This is a genomic window from Nocardioides panacisoli, from assembly GCF_019448235.1.
Classification (GTDB): Bacteria; Actinomycetota; Actinomycetes; order Propionibacteriales; family Nocardioidaceae; genus Nocardioides; species Nocardioides panacisoli_A.
Window position 1 is genome coordinate 1,877,853 of record NZ_CP080409.1, and the last position, 19,092, is coordinate 1,896,944.

At 73.1% G+C, this 19,092-nt stretch carries 14 protein-coding genes and 1 riboswitch; of the genes, 3 read left to right on the plus strand and 11 right to left on the minus strand.

Going from position 1 to position 19,092, the window contains the following annotated elements:
* Positions 1-21: 21 nt before the first annotated feature.
* Together KUV85_RS09210 and KUV85_RS09215 are read right to left on the minus strand one after the other, a co-directional pair.
* Positions 22-867 carry an SDR family oxidoreductase gene (locus KUV85_RS09210; RefSeq protein WP_219959592.1) on the minus strand — a complete coding sequence of 282 codons (846 nt, stop codon included), beginning with the start codon at positions 865-867 and terminating at the stop codon, positions 22-24.
* Positions 867-2,219 (minus strand): cytochrome P450, encoded by a 1,353-nt coding sequence (locus KUV85_RS09215; protein WP_219959593.1) that lies wholly within the window; start codon positions 2,217-2,219, stop codon positions 867-869. The genes KUV85_RS09210 and KUV85_RS09215 overlap by 1 nt, the downstream gene beginning before the upstream one ends.
* A 45-nt stretch (positions 2,220-2,264) precedes the next feature.
* Here KUV85_RS09215 and KUV85_RS09220 point away from each other — a divergent pair, with 45 nt between their 5' ends.
* The gene (locus KUV85_RS09220) at positions 2,265-2,885 is read left to right on the plus strand and encodes a TetR/AcrR family transcriptional regulator (RefSeq protein WP_219959594.1); all 621 of its coding nucleotides are present in this window, start codon (positions 2,265-2,267) and stop codon (positions 2,883-2,885) included.
* A 13-nt stretch (positions 2,886-2,898) separates the two neighbouring features.
* Here the strand turns inward: KUV85_RS09220 and KUV85_RS09225 are convergent, their stop codons facing one another.
* Both KUV85_RS09225 and KUV85_RS09230 read right to left on the minus strand, forming a co-directional pair.
* Complete coding sequence (locus KUV85_RS09225) at positions 2,899-6,447, minus strand: ABC transporter ATP-binding protein (RefSeq protein ID WP_219959595.1); 3,549 nt, start codon at positions 6,445-6,447, stop codon at positions 2,899-2,901.
* An 82-nt stretch (positions 6,448-6,529) separates the two neighbouring features.
* Positions 6,530-7,771 carry an MFS transporter gene (locus KUV85_RS09230; RefSeq protein WP_219959596.1) on the minus strand — a complete coding sequence of 414 codons (1,242 nt, stop codon included), beginning with the start codon at positions 7,769-7,771 and terminating at the stop codon, positions 6,530-6,532.
* 175 nt (positions 7,772-7,946) lie between these two features.
* On the opposite strand from KUV85_RS09230, the gene KUV85_RS09235 reads away from it, so the two are divergent.
* Positions 7,947-9,971, plus strand: coding sequence for a hypothetical protein (locus KUV85_RS09235; RefSeq protein WP_219959597.1), 2,025 nt, complete (start codon positions 7,947-7,949; stop codon positions 9,969-9,971).
* Between the two features lie 39 nt (positions 9,972-10,010).
* Here the strand turns inward: KUV85_RS09235 and KUV85_RS09240 are convergent, their stop codons facing one another.
* Together KUV85_RS09240 and KUV85_RS09245 are read right to left on the minus strand one after the other, a co-directional pair.
* Positions 10,011-12,212 (minus strand): NADP-dependent isocitrate dehydrogenase, encoded by a 2,202-nt coding sequence (locus tag KUV85_RS09240; RefSeq protein WP_237690119.1) that lies wholly within the window; start codon positions 12,210-12,212, stop codon positions 10,011-10,013.
* 118 nt (positions 12,213-12,330) lie between these two features.
* Positions 12,331-13,008 (minus strand): hypothetical protein, encoded by a 678-nt coding sequence (locus KUV85_RS09245; RefSeq protein ID WP_219959599.1) that lies wholly within the window; start codon positions 13,006-13,008, stop codon positions 12,331-12,333.
* 104 nt (positions 13,009-13,112) lie between these two features.
* Between KUV85_RS09245 and KUV85_RS09250 the strand changes: the two genes are divergently transcribed.
* Entirely contained in the window at positions 13,113-14,099 is a 987-nt protein-coding gene (locus KUV85_RS09250; protein WP_219959600.1) for a malate dehydrogenase, read from the plus strand.
* A gap of 65 nt (positions 14,100-14,164) precedes the next feature.
* Here the strand turns inward: KUV85_RS09250 and KUV85_RS09255 are convergent, their stop codons facing one another.
* The 5 genes from KUV85_RS09255 to KUV85_RS09275 all read right to left on the minus strand — a co-directional run bounded on the left by KUV85_RS09255 (position 14,165) and on the right by KUV85_RS09275 (position 19,022).
* Positions 14,165-14,482, minus strand: coding sequence for a DUF3017 domain-containing protein (locus KUV85_RS09255; RefSeq protein ID WP_219959601.1), 318 nt, complete (start codon positions 14,480-14,482; stop codon positions 14,165-14,167).
* Positions 14,479-15,342 carry a bifunctional methylenetetrahydrofolate dehydrogenase/methenyltetrahydrofolate cyclohydrolase gene (locus KUV85_RS09260; RefSeq protein ID WP_219959602.1) on the minus strand — a complete coding sequence of 288 codons (864 nt, stop codon included), beginning with the start codon at positions 15,340-15,342 and terminating at the stop codon, positions 14,479-14,481. The genes KUV85_RS09255 and KUV85_RS09260 overlap by 4 nt, the downstream gene beginning before the upstream one ends.
* A gap of 20 nt (positions 15,343-15,362) precedes the next feature.
* Positions 15,363-16,973 (minus strand): bifunctional phosphoribosylaminoimidazolecarboxamide formyltransferase/IMP cyclohydrolase, encoded by a 1,611-nt coding sequence (gene purH / locus KUV85_RS09265; protein ID WP_219959603.1) that lies wholly within the window; start codon positions 16,971-16,973, stop codon positions 15,363-15,365.
* A gap of 37 nt (positions 16,974-17,010) precedes the next feature.
* A riboswitch (ZMP/ZTP riboswitch) is annotated at positions 17,011-17,088 on the minus strand.
* Between the two features lie 11 nt (positions 17,089-17,099).
* Positions 17,100-17,717: a phosphoribosylglycinamide formyltransferase gene (gene purN, locus KUV85_RS09270; RefSeq protein ID WP_219959604.1), complete on the minus strand. Its 618-nt coding sequence runs from the start codon at positions 17,715-17,717 to the stop codon at positions 17,100-17,102.
* A 9-nt stretch (positions 17,718-17,726) separates the two neighbouring features.
* Complete coding sequence (locus KUV85_RS09275) at positions 17,727-19,022, minus strand: DUF6350 family protein (protein WP_219959605.1); 1,296 nt, start codon at positions 19,020-19,022, stop codon at positions 17,727-17,729.
* Positions 19,023-19,092 lie beyond the last annotated feature (70 nt).

Consider the following 19,092-nt stretch of genomic DNA (forward strand, 5'->3'; position numbering starts at 1 on the left):
CCCGCACGGGTGCGGCGGCCCTCAGTCGCGCGCACTCCGGCGCGCCCGGTCCTCGTACGCCGCCCGCGCCGCCGAGTCCGCTGCCGACAGCACCGCGTCGGCGCGGGTCGCCTTGGCCAACGCGCGCTGCACGAAGCGGGGCAGCGCCAGGGTGGACTTGCTCAGGCCCTGCGACCAGCGCGGGACCCACAGCTCGGCCCGGGGGCGCTCCAGCGCCGACTCGATGACCTCGGCGACCTCCTCCGGCGTGACCGGGCGTACGCCGCGGGTCGGCGGCACGCCGGCGGCCAGCTCGGTCTGCACGACGGTGGGCAGCACGACCGTGACGTCGACGCCGTGGGGCTCCAGCTCCTGGCGGGTCGCCTCGCTGAACCCGACCACGCCGTGCTTGGAGGCGGAGTACGTCGCCCCGTCGGGCACCGCGATCCGCCCGACGGCCGAGGCGACGTTGACGACGTGGCCGCGACCGCGTTCGACCATGCCGGGCGCCACGGCCTTGGTCCCGTGGATGGGGCCGAGCAGGTTGACGTCGATGATGGCGCGGGTCACCCGGTCCGGCTCCTTGAGCACCGAGCCCAGCGGCATGATGCCGGCGTTGTTGACCAGCACGTCGAAGGGCCCGAGGTGGTCCACGGCCCGCAGGAACTCCTGCCAGGAGTCCGGGTCGGTCACGTCGAGGGAGGCGGCTGCCGCCCGGTCGCCGAACGGGGCCACGACCTCGGCGGCGAGGTCGAGGTCGACGTCGCCCACGGCGACCCGGGCGCCGCGGCGTGCGAGACGCTCCACGACGCAGCGGCCGATGCCGCGGGCGCCGCCGGTGACGATGATCGAGCGCTCGGCGATCGGCGCGGGGGTGGATGCGGGCATCAGGCGGCTCCTCGGGTGCGGGTGAGGTCGACGGGCTGGCCGTCGGTCGGGAAGGGGAGCGAGTGGTGGTCCAGCGGCGCGACGTAGTCGGGGTGGACGTGCCACTCGTGGTGGCGCAGCAGGTGGTGGAGGATCGCCTTGACCTCGAGGCCGCCGAAGTGGAGGCCGATGCACTTGTGCACGCCGCCGCCGAAGGGCTCCCAGGCGACGCGGTGGCTCTTGTCCTCGCGCCGGTGGGGAGCGAACCGCTCGGGGTCGAAGCGGGTCGGCTCGCTCCACAGCTCGGGCATGAGGTGGGAGAACTGCACGCCGACCATGACGTGGGTGCCGGCCGGGATGCGGTGTCCGACGACCTCGGCGTCCCGCTCGGCACGGCGTACGAGGACGGGCACCGGTGCCCGCAGTCGCAGGGCCTCCTTCATCACCCAGTCCAGCGCCTCGAGCGACTCCAGCTCCGCATGGCTCGGTGCCGGGCCGAGCGCGAGGGACTCCTCCCGGCACCGCTGCTGCCAGTGCGGGTGCTGGCCGAGGTACTGCAGCATCGTGGCGGTGGTGATGGTGGAGGTGTCGTGGGCCGCCATCATCAAGAAGATCATGTGGTTGACGACGTCGTCGTCGCCGAACCGCTCGCCGTCCTCGCCCTCGATGTGGCACAGCACCGAGAAGATGTCGTCGGTGCGCTCGGCGCGCTTGGCGGGAAGGTAGCCGCGGAGGAACTCCTCGAGCACGCGCCGGCCGCGGTGGGCCCTCCCCCACCGGGTGAGGGGGACGTTGGCGCGGACGACGCCGGAGGCGGCCTGCACGCAGTCGATGAAGGCCCGGTTGACCCGGTCCATCTCCTCCCGCGTGGTGTGCTCGGCCCCGCCCATGAAGAGGTCGGCGGCGATGTCGAGGGTGAGCTGCTTCAACGCGGGGTAGGACCGGAAGTCCTCGGTGCTGTCCCAGTCGGCGGTGCCGCGGGCGATCGCGGGGTGCATGGCGTCGACGTAGGTCGCCAGCCGGTCGCGGGTGAAGGCCTCCTGCATGATCCGCCGGTGGGCGTGGTGCTCGGCGAAGTCCAGCAACATCAACCCGCGGTCGAAGAAGGGACCCACGATGCGGCCCCACGCCGGTCCGTTGGCGAAGGCCTTGTCACGGTTGCGCAGCACCGCGTCGCACGCGTCCGGGCCGAGCACCATGACCGCGCGGTCCAGCAGCGCGTTCATCGGTGAGACCGGTCCGTAGTGCTCCCACTGGTGCTCCATGAGGGCCACGGGGTCGCGCAGGTAGTCGAACAGCCGTCCGACCACGGGCAGGCCCCGGTCCCGGGGCCGCAGCTCGGGTACCTCACGAAGTGGCGGCGCGTGGGTCATGGCAGCCACCTTGATTCAGACAGGAGGCTCTGTCAACCTTTGTCCATGAGTGGTCAGACCGGCGTCTATCGCGGCGTGAGCGCTGCCGATCGCGCCGCGCGCCGGCGCTCCGAGCTCCTCGAGGCCACGCTCGCGGTCTGGGCCGACCCGGAGCGACGTACGACGATGACCGCGGTCTGCCAGGAGGCCCGGCTGACCGAGCGCTACTTCTACGAGAGCTTCCGTGACCTGGACGACGCGCTCACGACCCTGATGGACGTCATCGCCACCGAGATCGAGGACACCTGCACCGCCGCCTCCGAGGCCGCGGGCGAGGACGCGGCACGACGGACCCACGCGATGCTCGCCGCACTCCTCGGCCTCCTCCAGGCCGACCCCCGCAAGGGGCGGGTGGCGCTGGTGGCGGCCACCGCCGCACCACGGCTGCGCCAACGGCGCACCGAGCTGCTGCACCGGTTCGCCCACCGCGTCGCGGAGGAGGCACGCCTGACGCCCGGCCTGCGCACCACGGGCGGACACGAGGACGACGTCGCCGGCCTCCTCTTCATCGGCGGCGTCGCCGAGCTCGTGACCGGATGGCTCGACGGCACCGTGGCCGCCACCCCCGAGGAGATCGTCGCGACCGCCAGCCGCAGCCACCTCGGCCTCTTCGGCTACGCCGGGTGAACCCGGCGCCGGCTCAGCCGGCCAGGTGCCCCCAGCGGGGCGCCAGCTCGGCCCACGGGCCCGTGGCGGCAACCTCGCCGTCGACGAGCACGACGACGCGGTCGGCCTGCGCGAGGGCGGCGACCTTGGCCGTCGCGCCGACGACGGTCAGGTGGCGGTGACGCAGGCTGCGCCACAGCTCGACCTCGGTCGCCGCATCCAGCGCACTCGACACGTCGTCGGCCAGCAACAGCTCCGCATCCGCCGCGAGTGCACGGGCGAGCGCGAGGCGCTGCACCTGTCCCCCGGAGAGGCGGACGCCACGATGACCGACCATCGCGTGCTGGCCGCCGGCGGTGTCCACGTCGGTGTCGAGGCGGGCGTCGGCGACCGGCCGGTCGAAGCTGCGGGCGTGGCCCAGCCGCACGTTGTCGGCGAAGGTGCCGGACAGGACCCGCGGCACCTGCGCCACGTGGGCGACCTGGCCGGGCCGCAGGAACTGCTGCGGGTCGCCGATCTCCTCACCGTTCCAGCGCAGGTCGCCGCGGTGGTCGACGAGTCCGGCCAGCGCGGAGAGCAGGCTGGACTTGCCGGAGCCGACCTGTCCCACCAGCAGCACCAACTCGCCGGGCAGCACGGTGAGGTCGACCCCGGACGCGCCGATGGTGCCGTCGTCGTGGATCGCGCTGAAGCCACGCAGCTCCAGGCGCTCCAGCGGGACCCGGTCGACGGTGGTCGGTTCGGGGGCGTCACCGGTGACCAGGTCGATGCCGGCGGGGAGGACCATCAGGTCGCCACCACCGGCGTACTGCGTCGTCACCCGCTGCCACACACGGGTGCCGGGGGCCTCGGTGACCACCGAACCCGCGACCCGGCCGAACCAGTCGAAGCCCGAGACGGCGTTGGCCACCAGCAGCGCCGTGGCCAGGCCCCACCAGCCGCCGAGGTAGGCCGCCCACGCCGCGACGACGCCGCACTGCACCATCACGATGGGGACGCCGTCCAGCAGCGCCTGGACGCGGTGCTCGGTGATCGCCGCACGGATGCGGCCGCTGTCGACGCGGCGCACCTGCGCGTGGACCGCGGGCGTCGCCGAGGCGAGCTTGACGGTGCGGGCCGACTCCAGCGCCGAGACCAGCATGCGACCGAACCGCGCCCGGGCCGCGGAGGCCGCCGCGGCGGAGCGGCCCGCGACGGGCCGCCCCAGGGTGGAGGCGAGCGCGGAGACCACCATCACCGCGAGCAGCACCCCGCCGGCCAGCCAGCTCGCCGCGACCGCGGCCGTCACCGCCGCGACGGCGAGGCCGTTGAGGAAGTCCACCCAGCGGTCGGCGTAGCGCGCGAACCGGTCGGCGTCCATCGAGCGGGCCACCACCTCGCCGGGTGGCGTGCGGTCGAGCCGGTGTTGGCGAGTCTGGCCCAGCAGCACCGACATCCGGGTGCGCAGCATGACCTCGATCCACCAGCGCGGGTAGCGGCGGATGGCGTCGGCCAGCAGCAGCGGACCGACCAGCAGCAGGAATGCCAGCAAGCCCACGAGCAGGAACGGTTGGCCGCCCTCGCGCAGGTCGACCACGACGTGGCCCCACAGCCAGCCGGTCAGCGCCCCCTGCGGCGCGGTGAGCGCCGTGACCAGGAAGAGGGCAGCGCCGAGGTAGCCCCAGCTCGGGCGGACCGCGAGGGCGCGCCAGATGCCGCGTGCCAGGGACGGACCGTCGGCGATCTCGGGCGGAGGCGGGGGCGGGCCCGTGCGGCGACGGCCGCCGACCGTGGTGCCGGCCGCCGTGTCGGGGGCATCCGCTGCCGCAGCCGTGGCGTCCAACGGCATCCGGGCGCGGGCACCGTGCTCGGCGCGGCTGGCCTCGACCAGCGACCGGAAGGGGCCGGGCGTCGCCGCCAGGTCGACACGACGCCCCTGCTGCACGATGTGGCCCTGGTCGAGCACCGCGACCAGGTCGGCGCGCTCGGTGGTGGAGAGCCGGTGCGCCACCAGCATGCCCGTGCGGCCCCGCAGCAGTCGCTCGGCCGCGGCCACGACACGCGCCTCGGTCGCCGGGTCCATGCGAGCGGTCGCCTCGTCGAGCACGACGACGCGGACGTCGCGGACCAGCAGGCGTGCGAACGCGACCAGCTGCTCCTCCCCCGCCGACAGCGTGGTGCCGCCGGGGCCGAGGATGGTGTCGAGCCCGTCGGGCAGGCCCGCCACCCACGGCCCGAGGCCGAGCTCGGCCACCGCGGCCTCGACGCGCGCGCGGGTGTCCGGGGCGAAGAGGGCGATGTTGTCGGCGAGCGTGCCGGCGAGGATCTCGGTGCGCTGGGTGACCACGCCGACCGCCGACCGCAGCGCGGCCAGGTCGAGGTCGAGGACGTCGCGACCTCCCACGAACACGGTGCCCGGGGGCGGCTCCACCGCGCGGGAGAGCAGCGAGGCGACCGTGGACTTGCCCGACCCGGTGCGGCCCACGAGTGCGACCGTCTGTCCCGCGGGCACCCGCAGGTCGAGGTCGCGCAGCGCGAACGAGCCCTCCTCGTAGGTGAACTGCAGGTCACGCAGCTCCAGTCCGAGGCCGCCCTCGGGGAGCGCGTCGCCGCCCACCGGCTCGGCGTCGGCGGCCATCATCTGCCGGATGCGGACGATCGCGCCCAGCCCGGCCTGGAGGTCGGGCAGGTGCTGGGCCAGCATGCTGATCTGGCCGACGAAGGCCGAGGTCACCAGGAAGAGGGTGACCAGGCGGGCCACCGACAGCCCGTCGGTGGTCGCGACGGCGACACCGGCGACCACCACCGCGGCCAGCAGGCCGTGGAGGAGGACGCCGGCGCGGGCGGTCACCCGGCTCTCGGCCTGCAGCACCGAACCGAAGCGCTCGTGGACCAGCGCCGAGAGCCGGGCCAGGCGGCGTACGACGTGGGGCTGGCCCAGGCTGGTGCGCAGGTCGTCACGCCCGGCGATGCCCTCCTCGAGGGCGGCGGCGTGGTCGGTCCAGGCCATCTCCTCCACGACCTTGCGCCGCGAGATCTCCCCCAGCAGCGGCCGGATCGCCAGGCCGGTCAGGACGGCCAGGAGCGGGAACAGGATCCAGGCCGGCCACCAGGCGATGCCGGCGATGCACCACATCGGCAGCACCCCGAAGACGGTGCGGAACAGCTGCCACACGTGGATGCGCAGCAGCGTGCCGACCTCGTGGGTGTCGTCGTCGACGCGGTCGAGGACCTCGCCGACGGCCTGCTCGGTGAGCTGCGCCAAGGGCTGGGACAGCGCGCTGGTCAGCAGGTCGTCGCGCAGCCGTCCCTCGGCCCGGTCGACCACGGTCGCCCAGAAGACCTTGCCGACCGTGTCGACGAGGGCGCCGCCGATCACCAGGGCACCGAGCAGTCCGACCCCGACGGTCGTGGGTTCCTCGGCCAGTCGCCCGGCGACGACCGTCCCCAGCGCCTGGCCCAGCGAGGCGACGGCGGAGGCGAACAGCGCCAGCAGCGTCAGTGGCCGACGCAGCCGTCGCCAGTCGACCCGGCGCCGCGGATCCATCGGCGGCGGGGCAGGCGTGATCGGGGCCCGAGAGGGCGAGGCGGTCGTCGCGGTCATGACGCCCCGACGATACGGAAACGCACCGACATCACGCGCCTGGTTTTCGCCGCCCGGCGGCGCTGCGAGGGACGAGCCGCGGTCACGCGGTCTCGACGGGCTCGCGACCCACCCACCGGGCCTGCCCCGCACGCCGGTGGACGACGGCGGAGAGCAGCAGGATGCCCAGGCCGAGGGCCGCGAGGGCGGCGCCGACCAGGGCCGGCGAGCGGTAGCCGAAGCCGGCGGCGATCACGACACCACCGAGCCAGGCGCCGAGGGCGTTGGCGACGTTGAGCGCGGCGTGGTTCATCGCGGCGCCGAGGGTGACCGCGTCACCGGCGACGTCCATCAGCCGCAGCTGCAGGTTGACCACCATGACCGACCCGATGGCGGTGACGGCGAAGACGACCGGGAGCAGGACCCACCCCAGCGGAGCGAGCAGCCAGAACGCGCCCATCACCGGGATGGTGCCGGCGGCGGCACCGAGCAGGGAGCGCATCACCGACCAGGCGGCCAGCTCGCCGGCCAGCCAGGTGCCGGCGACCATGCCGAGACCGAACGCGAGCACGAAGATCGGCACCACCGAGGACGGCAGGCCGGCCACCGTGGTGACGGTCGGCGAGATGTAGGAGTACACCGCGAACAGGCCACCGAAGCCCACCGCGCCCGCGGCCATCGTCAACCACACCTGGGGGTTGGTGAAGAACGACTTCGCCTCGCTGCGACCGGTGGCCTCGGGGTTGCCGGGGATCGAGGGGACGAACGCCGCGACGAGCGCCAGCGTCAGCACGCCCAGGGCCGCGGTCAGCAGGTAGGACGCGCGCCAGCCCACCTGCTGCCCCACCCAGGTGGCGGCGGGGACGCCGATCACGTTGGCGACGCTGAGGCCCAGCATCACCGCGGCGACGGCGCGGCCGCGCCGCTCCGGGGTGACCAGGCTGGCCGCGACCAGGGAGGCGACACCGAAATACGCACCGTGCGGGAGGCCGTCGAGGAACCGCGCCAGCGCGAGCATCTCGTACGACGTCGCCACGGCGCTGAGCAGGTTGCAGGCGGCGTACGCCCCCATCAGTCCCAGCAGGAGGGCACGGCGCGGGAGCCCGGCCCCGAAGAAGGACAGGATCGGGACGCCGACGACGACGCCCAGCGCGTAGGCGGAGATGACGTGGCCCGCCGTCGGGACCGACACCTCGATGCCGGCCGCGATCTCGGGCAGGACGCCCATCGCGACGAACTCGGTGGTGCCGATGGTGAAGCCGCCGACCGCGAGCGCGAAGATCGCCCACGAGGCGCGGGTCCGGTCGCTGGTGTCGGTCTCGCGCCGAGTCGCCGTGGTGCTCACGTGTGTCTGCAACCTGTGGACCGGGCGCGACATTCCCCGAGGGGCGAGTCGTCTCGCCGGGGCCCGACGATGACGATGCGCGAATCGTCTGCGGATCCCGTGCCCGCCCGGTAGCGTCCCGCTCCAGCGGACCCCGTGCGCGCAGCGCACCCGACTCGTTCCGAGGAACCCGCCCGTGCCCCTCACTGCTTCCCCCACCCGCACCTCGATCGGCGGCCGTGTCCTCGCGCCACTGGCGGCCGTGGTCACCACCCTCGCGCTGGCTGCCACCGTGGCGCCCGCCGCCGGCGTCCCGGCCGGTGCCGGAGCGCGCGGCGACACCGAGTGCACCACCCTCTTCGCCGGTCCGACCCAGGTGGCCCGCGCAGAGCGGAGGAAGCCCGCCGCCTTCGCCGCCGCGGCGCGCGGCAACCCCGCTGACGTGGCGAAGGCGGCCGAGGATCCGTCCGCCTGGTTCGACGTGTGCGGCAAGGTCTACTACGTCGAGCCGGCCGCGGACCCCGCCGACATCGCCGCCGCCGATGCCGCGCAGGAGGCCGCAGCCGCCGCTTCCGGGCCGGTCGCGGCGTACGCGGACACCTTCACGTTGAACTCGCTGCCCGGCTCGGACCACACGATCTACCTCGACTTCGACGGCGGCACGGTCACCGGCACCGCCTGGAACGGCACCGGCACGGAGCGCATCGACGTCACCCCCTACGACGACGGCGGCACGACCGACGCGAACTTCACCGACGCCGAGCTCCGCGACATCCAGGACACCTGGTCCGTCGTGGCGGCGGACTACGCCGCCTTCGACGTCAACGTCACCACCCAGTGGCCCGGGCAGGACGCACTCACCCGCAGCGACGAGACCGACGACACCTACGGCTCCCACGTCATGATCACCAACGGCCCCGGGAACCCGATCTACGACGATTGCGACTGCGGCGGCGTCGCCTACGTCGACGTGTTCGACATCGACTACGGCCACGGCTTCTACCAGCCGGCCTGGGTGTTCGCCGGCGGCACCGGCCCCAACGGCAAGAGCATCGGCGAGGCCACCTCCCACGAGGTCGGGCACAACCTCGGCCTGCTCCACGACGGGACGACCAGCACCGCCTACTACGACGGTTCCGACCCGTGGGCGCCGATCATGGGCGTCGGCTACTACCAGCCCGTCACCCAGTTCTCCCGCGGCGAGTACGCCGACGCCGACAACACCGAGGACGACATCGCCCTCATCACCGATGTCGTCCCCGAGCGCGCCGACGACCACGCCGACAGCGCCGAGGGCGCCGCCGCCACCGAACTCGCCGCCGGGGAGCCCGCGGCCGGGCTGGTCTCGAGCAGCGACGACGTCGACGCCTTCACCTTCACCGGCGCCGGGACGGCCGAGGTCGAGGTCGCCGTCCCCGCCCACAGCGACCTCGACGTCGCGCTCACCGTCAGCGACGCCACCGGCCGCCGGCTCGCCGAGGTCGACCCGCAGGTCACCTGGACCTCCGCGAGCACCGCGTCCGGGCTGGGCGCCTCCTGGTCCGGCACCCTGCCGACCGCGGGCGGCACCTGGGTGCTCACCGTCGAGGGCACCGGCAACGACGGCTCCGGGCTGGCCTACAGCGACTACGGCTCGCTGGGCGCCTACACCGTCACGGTCACCGACCGGGCCACCGCCGAACCCGACCCGGTCGACGTCCGGCGGCAGACACGGACCGCCTTCGCGGGCGCCCGCACCAGCACCCGGCTCGAGGCCTCGGGAGGTGACGGCACCTACGCCTGGGAGGTGGTCGGGGGATCCCTGCCCCCGGGCATGGGGATCGGCCGCCGCGGCTACCTGTTCGGCACCCCCAGGTCCGCGGGCACCTGGCGCCCCCAGGTGCTCGTCACCTCCGGCACCGGCGACGCCGTCGTGCACGGCACCGCGCGGATCGTGATCACCGTCGAGCCGAGGTTCCGCTACACGACCCGCGCCTGGCTGCCGGTGGCCCAGCGCGGCCGATGGTTCAAGGCCGTCATCCGCACCGACGGCGCCCACGGGCAGGTCCGGTGGCTCAAGGTCCGGGGCAGCCTCCCCCGAGGCCTGTGGCGCACGACCAAGGGGGACCGGATCGTCATCAAGGGCCGCGGCAAGCAACGCACCAGGACCAAGATCACGCTGCGTGGCATCGACCGGACGGGACGGCAGGTGCAGCGGACCTTCGTCGTCCGCGTGCGCTGATCAACGGCGTGGGTGTGCCCCCGCGGGGGCACACCTGCCTCAGAGTGCGTCGAGCGCGTCGTTGAAGGTCGAGCTCGGCCGCATGACCGCAGCCGCCTTGTCGTCGTCGGGGCGGTAGTAGCCACCCACGTCGGCGGGCGAGCCCTGCACGGCCGCGAGCTCCTCCACGATCTGCTGCTCGGCGGCGACCAGCTTCTCGGCGTAGGGCTTGAAGGCGGCCGCGAGCTCGGTGTCCTCGGTCTGCGCGGCGAGCTCCTGGGCCCAGTACATCGCCAGGTAGAAGTGCGAGCCGCGGTTGTCGATGCCGCCGATGCGACGCGTCGGGGACTTGTCCTCGTTGAGGAAGGTCTCGGTCGCCTTGTCCAGCGTCGCCCCCAGCACCCGTGCGGACGCGTTGTCGGCCACGTCGCCGAGGTGGTCGAAGCTGGCGGCCAGCGCGAAGAACTCGCCCAGGCTGTCCCAGCGCAGGTAGTTCTGCTCCAGCAGCTGCTGCACGTGCTTGGGCGCGGAGCCACCGGCACCGGTCTCGAAGAGGCCACCGCCGGCCATCAGCGGGACGATCGAGAGCATCTTGGCCGACGTACCGACCTCGAGGATCGGGAACAGGTCGGTGTTGTAGTCACGCAGCACGTTGCCGGTGACCGAGATGGTGTCCTCGCCCTTGCGGATGCGCTGCAGCGAGTAGCTGCAGGCCTCGGCCGGCGCCATGATCTCGATGGTGAGCCCGTCGGTGTCGTGCTCGGGGAGGTACTGCTGCACCTTGGCGATCAGGTTGGCGTCGTGGGCACGGGTCTCGTCGAGCCAGAACACCGCCGGCGAGCCGGTGGCGCGGGCACGGGTGACGGCGAGCTTGACCCAGTCGCGGATCGGCTCGTCCTTGGTCTGGCAGGCGCGCCAGATGTCACCGGCCTCGACGGCGTGCTCGATCAGGGTCTCCCCCGCACCGTCGACGATGCGGACGGTGCCGTCCGAGGGCGCCTCGAAGGTCTTGTCGTGGGAGCCGTACTCCTCGGCCTTCTGTGCCATCAGGCCGACGTTGGGGACGGTGCCCATCTGCGTCGGGTCGTAGGCGCCGTGCTCGCGGCAGTCGTCGATGACGGCCTGGTAGACGCCGGCGTAGGAGGAGTCCGGGATCACCGCGAGGGTGTCGTGGGTGTCGTCGTCGGCGCCCCACATCTTGCCGCCGATGCGGATCATCGCGGGCATGGAGGCGTCGATGATGACGTCGGAGGGCACGTGGAAGTTGGTGATGCCCTTGCCGGAGTCGACCATCGCGAGACGCGGTCCGGCCGCGAGGGCCTCGTCGACGGCGGCCTTGATCTCCGCACCGTTCTCGAGGCGCTCGGTGGCCTCGAGGATCCAGCCGAGGCCATCGTTGGGCGAGACGTCGGCGGCGGCGATCTGGTCGCCGTACTGGTCGAAGACCGGGCCGAGCAGGGTGCGCACGGCGTGACCGAAAATGATCGGGTCGGAGACCTTCATCATCGTGGCCTTCATGTGCAGCGAGAACAGCACGTCCTCGCGCTTGGCGCGCTCGATCTGGTCGGCGAGGAACGACCGCAGCGCCGAGGCGCTCATGAAGGTGCCGTCGATGACCTCACCGGCGAGCACCTTCAGGCCGTCCTTGAGGACGGTGACGGTGCCGTCGGCGGCCTGGTGCTCGATCCGCAGCGTGTCGTCGGAGGCCATGACGACCGACTGCTCGTTGGAACGGAAGTCGTGCTCGCCCATGGTCGCGACGTTGGTCTTCGAGTCCTTGGACCACTCGCCCATCGAGTGCGGGTGGGCCTTGGCGTAGGCCTTGACCGAGCCGGGGGCGCGGCGGTCGGAGTTGCCTTGGCGCAGCACGGGGTTGACCGCGGAGCCGAGCACCGTGCCGTAGGTGGCGCGGACCTGCTCCTCCTCCGGGGTGGAGGGGTTCTCCGGGAACTTCGGGACGTCGTACCCCTGCTGCTGCAGCTCGGCGATGGCGCCCTTGAGCTGCGGCACCGAGGCGGAGATGTTGGGCAGCTTGATGATGTTCGCCGCCGGGTCCCCGGCGAGCTCACCCAGCTCGGCCAGCGCGTCGGGCGCGAGGTCGAAGGCGGCGAGGATACGCGCGGACAGCGAGATGTCGCGGGTCTCCATCGAGACGCCGGCCTTCTTGGCGTAGGCCTCGACGATGGGCAGGAAGGAGTACGTCGCCAGCAGCGGCGCCTCGTCGGTGTGGGTGTAGATGATGCTGGATGCGTCCGTGGCCACGTTCCGGCTCTCCTCAGTCTGCTCAGTCTGCGACTCTGATGCTGTCATTGTGTCTCGACGTCAAGATATCTCACGCGGCAGGCCGCCGCGCAACTCCGCCAGCCTTCCATCCGCCCGGTCAGCCGTCCAGATCACTGCGCTGCAGCGATCCCGAGGTGCCGACACCGGTGCTGGACCAGGACTGCAGGCCGATGCCCGCGGCGTACTCCTCGGTGCGGGAGTTCTCCCCCCGGTACACCTCCAGCTCCACCGTGCCGGCACCGTCGACACCGGTCACCTCGGCCCGTACGTCGAGTCCGCCGGCGACCGCCATCCGGTAGCCGTCACCGAAGCGCGGCTCGGCCGCCATCACCAGGCCCGCCTCGGCGCCGGCCTCGCCGGCCCGCCAGCCGTCCTCGCTGCCGAACCACCACACGTTGCCCTCGATGTCCTGGGCGTACCAGTCGGTCCCGGGCGTCGTGGTGACCAGCTCGTCCTCCCCCACCAGCGGCTCGGTCCTCACCGCGGTCGTGGCCACGCCGAGCACCTCCGGCCCCTCCGAGACCGTCACGCGCACCTGGTAGGACGACGGCTCGCCGGTGACGGCGTACACCCACTCGGCACCGACGGGCAGCGGGAGCCAGCGGTTGTCGACCTCGGCGACGAAGTCCGCCGGCTCGGGGCTCGGCGTCGGGATCTCGAGGGTGTCGACGCCGGTCGGCGGGCTCGGTGCCGAGGCCGAGCATCCGGCCACGGTGATGCCGAGGGCGAGCAGGGGGGCTGACACCAGGTGTCGACGGGCACCACGACGGACCATGCGTCCATGGTCCCCCACCCGTGGCCGAGTGCCGCGCGGGGCCCGGGCGCTGCTAGCGTCACCAGCAGATTGCGACCCCACCGCGGAGACACGAAGGAGAACTCGTGAGCGACACGCCCCTGAAGGTGGCCGTGACCGGAGCCGCCGGTCAGATCGGCTACAGCCTCCTGTTCCGCCTCGCCAGCGGTGCGCTGGCCGGCGACCGACCCATCGAGCTGCGCCTGCTCGAGATCACCCCGGCCCTGAAGGCCCTCGAGGGCGTCGTCATGGAGCTCGACGACTGCGCCTTCCCGAACCTGGCCGGTGTCGAGATCGGCGACGACGCCGAGAAGGTCTTCGACGGCGTCAACCTGGCCCTGCTCGTGGGCGCACGTCCGCGCGGCCCGGGCATGGAGCGCGGTGACCTCCTCGAGGCCAACGGCGCGATCTTCACCGAGCAGGGCAAGGCGCTGAACAAGGTCGCCGCTGACGACGTCCGCATCGGCGTGACCGGCAACCCGGCCAACACCAACGCGCTCATCGCGCTGCGCAACGCCCCCGACATCCCCTCGGAGCGGTTCTCGGCACTGACCCGCCTCGACCACAACCGGGCCATCTCGCAGCTGGCGACCAAGACCGGCTCGCCGGTGACCGACATCAAGAAGATGACGATCTGGGGCAACCACTCCGCCACCCAGTACCCCGACGTCTTCCACGCCGAGATCGGTGGCCGGAACGCTGCCGAGGTCGTGAACGACGAGGCCTGGGTCGCCGACGACTTCATCCCCACCGTCGCCAAGCGCGGTGCGGCCATCATCGACGCGCGCGGCTCCTCCTCGGCCGCCTCGGCCGCATCGGCCACCGTCGACGCCGCCCGCGACTGGCTCTACGGCTCCGCCGACGGTGACTGGGTCTCCATGGCGGTGCTCTCGGACGGCTCCTACGGCGCCCCCGAGGGCATCGTGACCTCCTACCCCGTCACCACCTCCGGTGGCGACTGGGAGATCGTGCAGGGCCTGGAGATCAACGAGTTCTCCCGCAGCCGCATCGACGCCTCCAACGCCGAGCTGGTCGAGGAGCGCGACACGGTGACCGAGCTCGGACTCATCTGAGTCCGTCCCCCTCGCTGCACGGGGCCGTCCCCTCCGGGGGGGCGGCCCCGTCGTGCGTCCGGGCGCTACGGCGCGAGTGGGAGCGCCGGCTGCTCGGGGATGGTGCCGGCCAGGAAGATCAGCAGGGCGCCGACGACGGTGAGCAGCCCGACGTCCACCGGTCGGCTGCGCACCGCGAGCATCCCGGCCTCGTGGGTGGGCATCAGCCCACGCAGCACGGCGAGGCCCAGCAGGGAGCCCGCGACCACCCGGACCCCGATGCGCCAGTCGACGAAGGCCGTGAGGGCGATCCCGGTGAGTGTCACGGCCAGCATCACCAGGTAGCAGACGCCGCCGATCGTCGACGGGTAGCGCCGCGGCTGGGCGAAGGGGTCCTCGCTCACGCCGACGCGGCCGCCGCGTTCTGCTCCGCGATCGCGACGACGTTGGCCAGCAGCATCGCGCGCGTCATCGGGCCGACACCGCCGGGGTTGGGCGAGACCCATCCGGCGGTCTCCCAGACGTCCTCGGCCACGTCGCCGGCGATCTTGCCGTCCACGCGCGAGACGCCGACGTCGAGCACCGCGGCCCCCGGCTTGACCATGTCGCCGGTGATGATGCCGGGTACGCCGGCGGCGGCCACCACGATGTCGGCCTTGGCGACGTGCGTGGCGAGGTCGACGGTGCCGGTGTGGCACAGGGTCACGGTCGCGTTCTCGCTGCGGCGGGTCAGCAGCAGGCCCAGCGGGCGTCCCACCGTGACGCCGCGGCCGATCACGACGACCTCCGCGCCGGCGATCGGCACGTCGTGGCGGCGCAGGATCTCCACGATGCCGTAGGGCGTGCACGGCAACGGGGCCTCGGTGCCGAGCACCAGCCAGCCCAGGTTGGTGGGGTGCAGGCCGTCGGCGTCCTTGGCCGGATCGATCAGCCCGAGCACCCGGTTCTCGTCGCGCCCCCGGGGCAGCGGCAGCTGGACGATGTAGCCGGTGCAGGCGGGGTCGGCGTTCAGGTCGGCCACCGCCTGCTCGATCTCGGCCTGGCTGGCGGTCTCGGGGAGGTCGATGCGCAGCGAGGAGATGCCGACCTCGGCGCAGTCCTTGTGCTTGCCGCCGACGTACCACCGCGAGCCCGGGTCGTCACCGACCAGCACCGTGCCGAGCCCGGGCGTGATGCCCTGCTCGGCGAGCTTCTCGATGCGTCCGCGCAGCTCGTCCTTGATCGCTGCTGCCGTCGCCTTGCCGTCGAGCCTCTGCGCCGTCACGCGCTCATCCTTTCAGAGTGTCAGTGGGCGAAATGCCGGGTGCCGGTGAAGTACATCGTGACGCCGGCCGCCTCGCAGGCGGCGATCGTCTCCTCGTCACGGACCGACCCGCCGGGCTGGACGATGGCGCGGACACCGGCGTCGAGCAGGATCTGCGGGCCGTCGGGGAACGGGAAGAACGCGTCCGAGGCGGCGACCGCACCCGTCGCGCGCTCGCCGGCGCGCTCGACGGCCAGCCGGCAGGAGTCGACCCGGTTGACCTGGCCCATGCCGATGCCGACCGAGCCGCCGCCCGCGGCGAGCAGGATCGCGTTGGACTTCGCCGCCCGGCAGGCCCGCCAGGCGAAGGCGAGGTCGGCGAGCGTCGCCTCGTCGGCGGCCTCGCCGGTGGCGAGCGTCCACGAGGCGGGGTCGTCGCCCTCGGCCTGGAAACGGTCCACGTGCTGCATCAGCAGTCCCCCACTGATCGGCCGTGTCTCCACGGGCGTGGACTCCGGCGGCGCCTCGGCGCGGAGGATGCGGATGTTCTTCTTGCCCATCAACACCTCGACGGCGCCGTCGTCGTAGCCCGGCGCCACGATGACCTCGGTGAAGATCTCGGCGACCTGCTCGGCCATCGCGACGGTCACCGGACGGTTGACGGCGATCACACCACCGAACGCGGAGACCGGGTCGCACTCGTGGGCGCGGCCGTGCACCTCGGCGATGTCGCCGCCCTCGGTGCCGACCGCGATGCCGCACGGGTTGGCGTGCTTGATGATCGCCACCGCCGGCTCGGCGAAGTCGTACGCCGCGCGTCGCGCCGCGTCGGTGTCGACGTAGTTGTTGTAGGACATCTCCTTGCCGTGCAGCTGCTCGGCGCCGGCGAGACCGGCGGGCCCGGACCCGGTGGTGTAGAGCGCTGCCGGCTGGTGGGGGTTCTCGCCGTACCGCAGGCCGGCGGCCCGGTCCCAGGTCGCCCCGACCCAGGCGGGGAAGCCGCTGCCGTCGGAGGTGTCGGTGAGCACGTTGCCCATCCACGAGGCCACCTGCACGTCGTAGGTGGCGGTGTGGACGAACGCCTTGGCGGCCAGGTGCTCGCGCTCGGCGAGGGTGAAGCCGTCGCCGCGCGCTGCCTCGAGTGCCCGGCCGTAGTCGGCACCGTCGGTGACGATCGCGACCGATGCGTGGTTCTTGGCGGCCGCGCGCACCATCGAGGGGCCACCGATGTCGATCTTCTCGATGCAGTCCTGCACGCCGGCGCCGGAGGCGACGGTGTCGGCGAACGGGTAGAGGTTGACCACGACGAGGTCGAACGGTGCGACGTCGAGCTCGTCGAGCTGCGCCACGTGGGCAGGCAGGCGACGGTCGGCGAGGATGCCCGCGTGCACCCGGGGGTGCAGCGTCTTGACCCGGCCGTCGAGGCACTCGGGGAACCCGGTCAGGTCCTCCACCTTCGACACCGGCAGGCCGAGCTCCTCGATGAGCTTCGCCGAGCCCCCGGTGGAGACCAGCTCCACTCCGGCGTCGTGGAGGCCGCGGGCGAGGTCGGCGAGACCGGTCTTGTCGAAGACCGAGACCAGGGCTCGCTTGATCGGGACGGCGTCGACAGTGCCAGCAGGGGTGTCAACAGGGGTGGCCGGGTCACTCACGGGGCGCTCACTCTCATCGGTCGGGCGTCGAACCAGATGAGGGCACCCAGGCGGACGATGCCGACTCTCGCACTCCCCGGTGGTTGCTCCACCCGCGCCAGTCGTGTGCCCTCAGCGTAGCGGCGTTCAGCCTCCCAGCCGAACCCGGCGGCCGTCCACGGTCCAGCCCTCACGGGCCATCCGGCCCACGCTGTCGACGAGCAGGGCGCGCTCGACGACCTTGATCCGCTCGTGCAGCGTCTCGACGGTGTCGTCGTCGGCGACACCGACGGTCTCCTGCGCCACGATCGCGCCGGTGTCGACGCCGGCGTCGACGACGAAGAGGGTGCAGCCGGTGACCTTCACGCCGTACTCCAGGGCGTCGCGCGGGCCGTGCATCCCCGGGAAGGCCGGAGACAGGGCGGGGTGGGTGTTGACCGTGCGGCCGCCGAACCGGGCCAGGAAGTCCTCCCCCACCAGTTTCATGAACCCCGCGAGCACCACGAGGTCCGGCTCATGGTCGGCGACCCGGTCCGCGAGGGTGCGGTCCCAGCCGGCCCGGTCGTCGTGGTCGCGGACCCGCTCGACGAAGGTCGGCACCCCGACGCGTTCGGCGCGGGCGAGCCCCTCGATGTCGTCACGGTCGGCGCCGACGGCCACCACCTCGGCGCCGTACGCCGGGTCGGCGGTCGCGTCGAGCAGGGCCTGGAGATTCGTGCCCGAGCCGGAGACGAGCACGACGAGGCGCGCGGGACGGTCAGGCACGCGGCGAGTCTAGGGCGTACGCCGCGCCGCCCGGAGGCGACCCAGCCCCGGGATGCGCGCCCCGTGCTCGGTCCACCACCAGGCCCCGAGCGCGCCGACCAGGCCCCCGATGCCGAGTGCCGCGACGGCGTGGAGCAGCACCTCCGCCGAGAACGGGCCGACCGCCTGCAGGCGCCCCGGGCCCACGGCACCGCCCGAGAGCGAGGTCAGCCAACCCAGCAGGAAGCCGGCGAGGATGCCGCCGACGCCTCCGCGGACCGCTGCCCGGTCCCAGGTGACCGCGGGCAGGCGTCGGTGGGCGCGCGCGGCGGCGAGGGCGGCGACGACGGCCGGGGTGCCCATCACCAGCACGGCGACGGTGTCGCCCAACCCGGCGGCCGGCAGCGCGGCGAGGAGCGGGAAGAGCGGGAGCGGGCCGAGGACGACCGCGGCCGGCCCGACGACCGTGCCGGTCCCGAGCGTGAACCCGGGGCCGAGCAGGTAGGCGCTGGACCACAGCGTGGCGTTGGGAGCAGCGGTCAGCGAGAGGGCGGAGACCAGCGCGGCGTCACCGGCGCCGGTGTCGAGCTGGGAGACGATGTTGGCGGCGGTGGCGAAGTCGGCCACGAGGGCCACGACCCACGCCAGCGTCGCGAACACCAGCCAGGTGACCAGCAGGCTCCGGCACACCGCTGCTGCTGCCCGCACTGAGGGCGGCAGCAGTGTGACCCACACGGCCGCCCGACCACTCCCCGCGGCGATGGCGGGGAGGCCCACGAGCGTGGTCAGCAGCAGCGACCAGCCGACGGCACGCGGCGTGCTGGGCACGGTCGCGGCGGTCGAGGTGAGGGTGGCGGTGAGCACGGTGACCAGGACGTAGCCGGTGACGAACAGCAGGGCCGCGGTCGGCACGGTCCAGTCACGTTCGCCGTCCTGGATCCGACCGGCGTCGGGACCGTGGTCGGCGATCGACTCCCCCACCCGGTGCCCCACCCGCCACACCGACCAGGCGGCGAGCAGGGTGAGCCCGAGCGGCACCGCGGTGATGCGCACGCCCTCGATGGTGATGCCGGAGCCGTGCGCGAGCAGCCACCCCGAGGCACCCACGCGGAGCGCGCCGCTGGGGCTGCCGTGGGTGCCGGCGTCGGTGAGGAACCACCCCACGACACCGACGGCGAGCAGCACCAGGAGCGGTCCGGCAGCTGCGATCGCGCCACCGAGGGTGGCCGTCGGGACGAGCGGGCGGCGGGTCGCGAGGCGGCGGCGTACGTCGGCCTCCGTGCTGGACGACGTCGCCGACGATCGGGGCGGATGCAGCAGCGTCATGACCGTTTCATCATCGCGGTTGGGGACCGCTCCTCGTGGCCGCCACGCCGCGCCGGATACCGTAGGAGCG

Bases quoted from the DNA above. Each gene is read 5' to 3' on its own strand.
- KUV85_RS09210 (WP_219959592.1), bottom strand. From the start codon at position 867: ATGCCCGCATCCACCCCCGCGCCGATCGCCGAGCGCTCGATCATCGTC.
- KUV85_RS09215 (WP_219959593.1), bottom strand. From the start codon at position 2,219: ATGACCCACGCGCCGCCACTTCGTGAGGTACCCGAGCTGCGGCCCCGG.
- KUV85_RS09220 (WP_219959594.1), top strand. From the start codon at position 2,265: ATGAGTGGTCAGACCGGCGTCTATCGCGGCGTGAGCGCTGCCGATCGC.
- KUV85_RS09225 (WP_219959595.1), bottom strand. From the start codon at position 6,447: ATGACCGCGACGACCGCCTCGCCCTCTCGGGCCCCGATCACGCCTGCC.
- KUV85_RS09245 (WP_219959599.1), bottom strand. From the start codon at position 13,008: ATGGTCCGTCGTGGTGCCCGTCGACACCTGGTGTCAGCCCCCCTGCTC.
- KUV85_RS09275 (WP_219959605.1), bottom strand. From the start codon at position 19,022: ATGACGCTGCTGCATCCGCCCCGATCGTCGGCGACGTCGTCCAGCACG.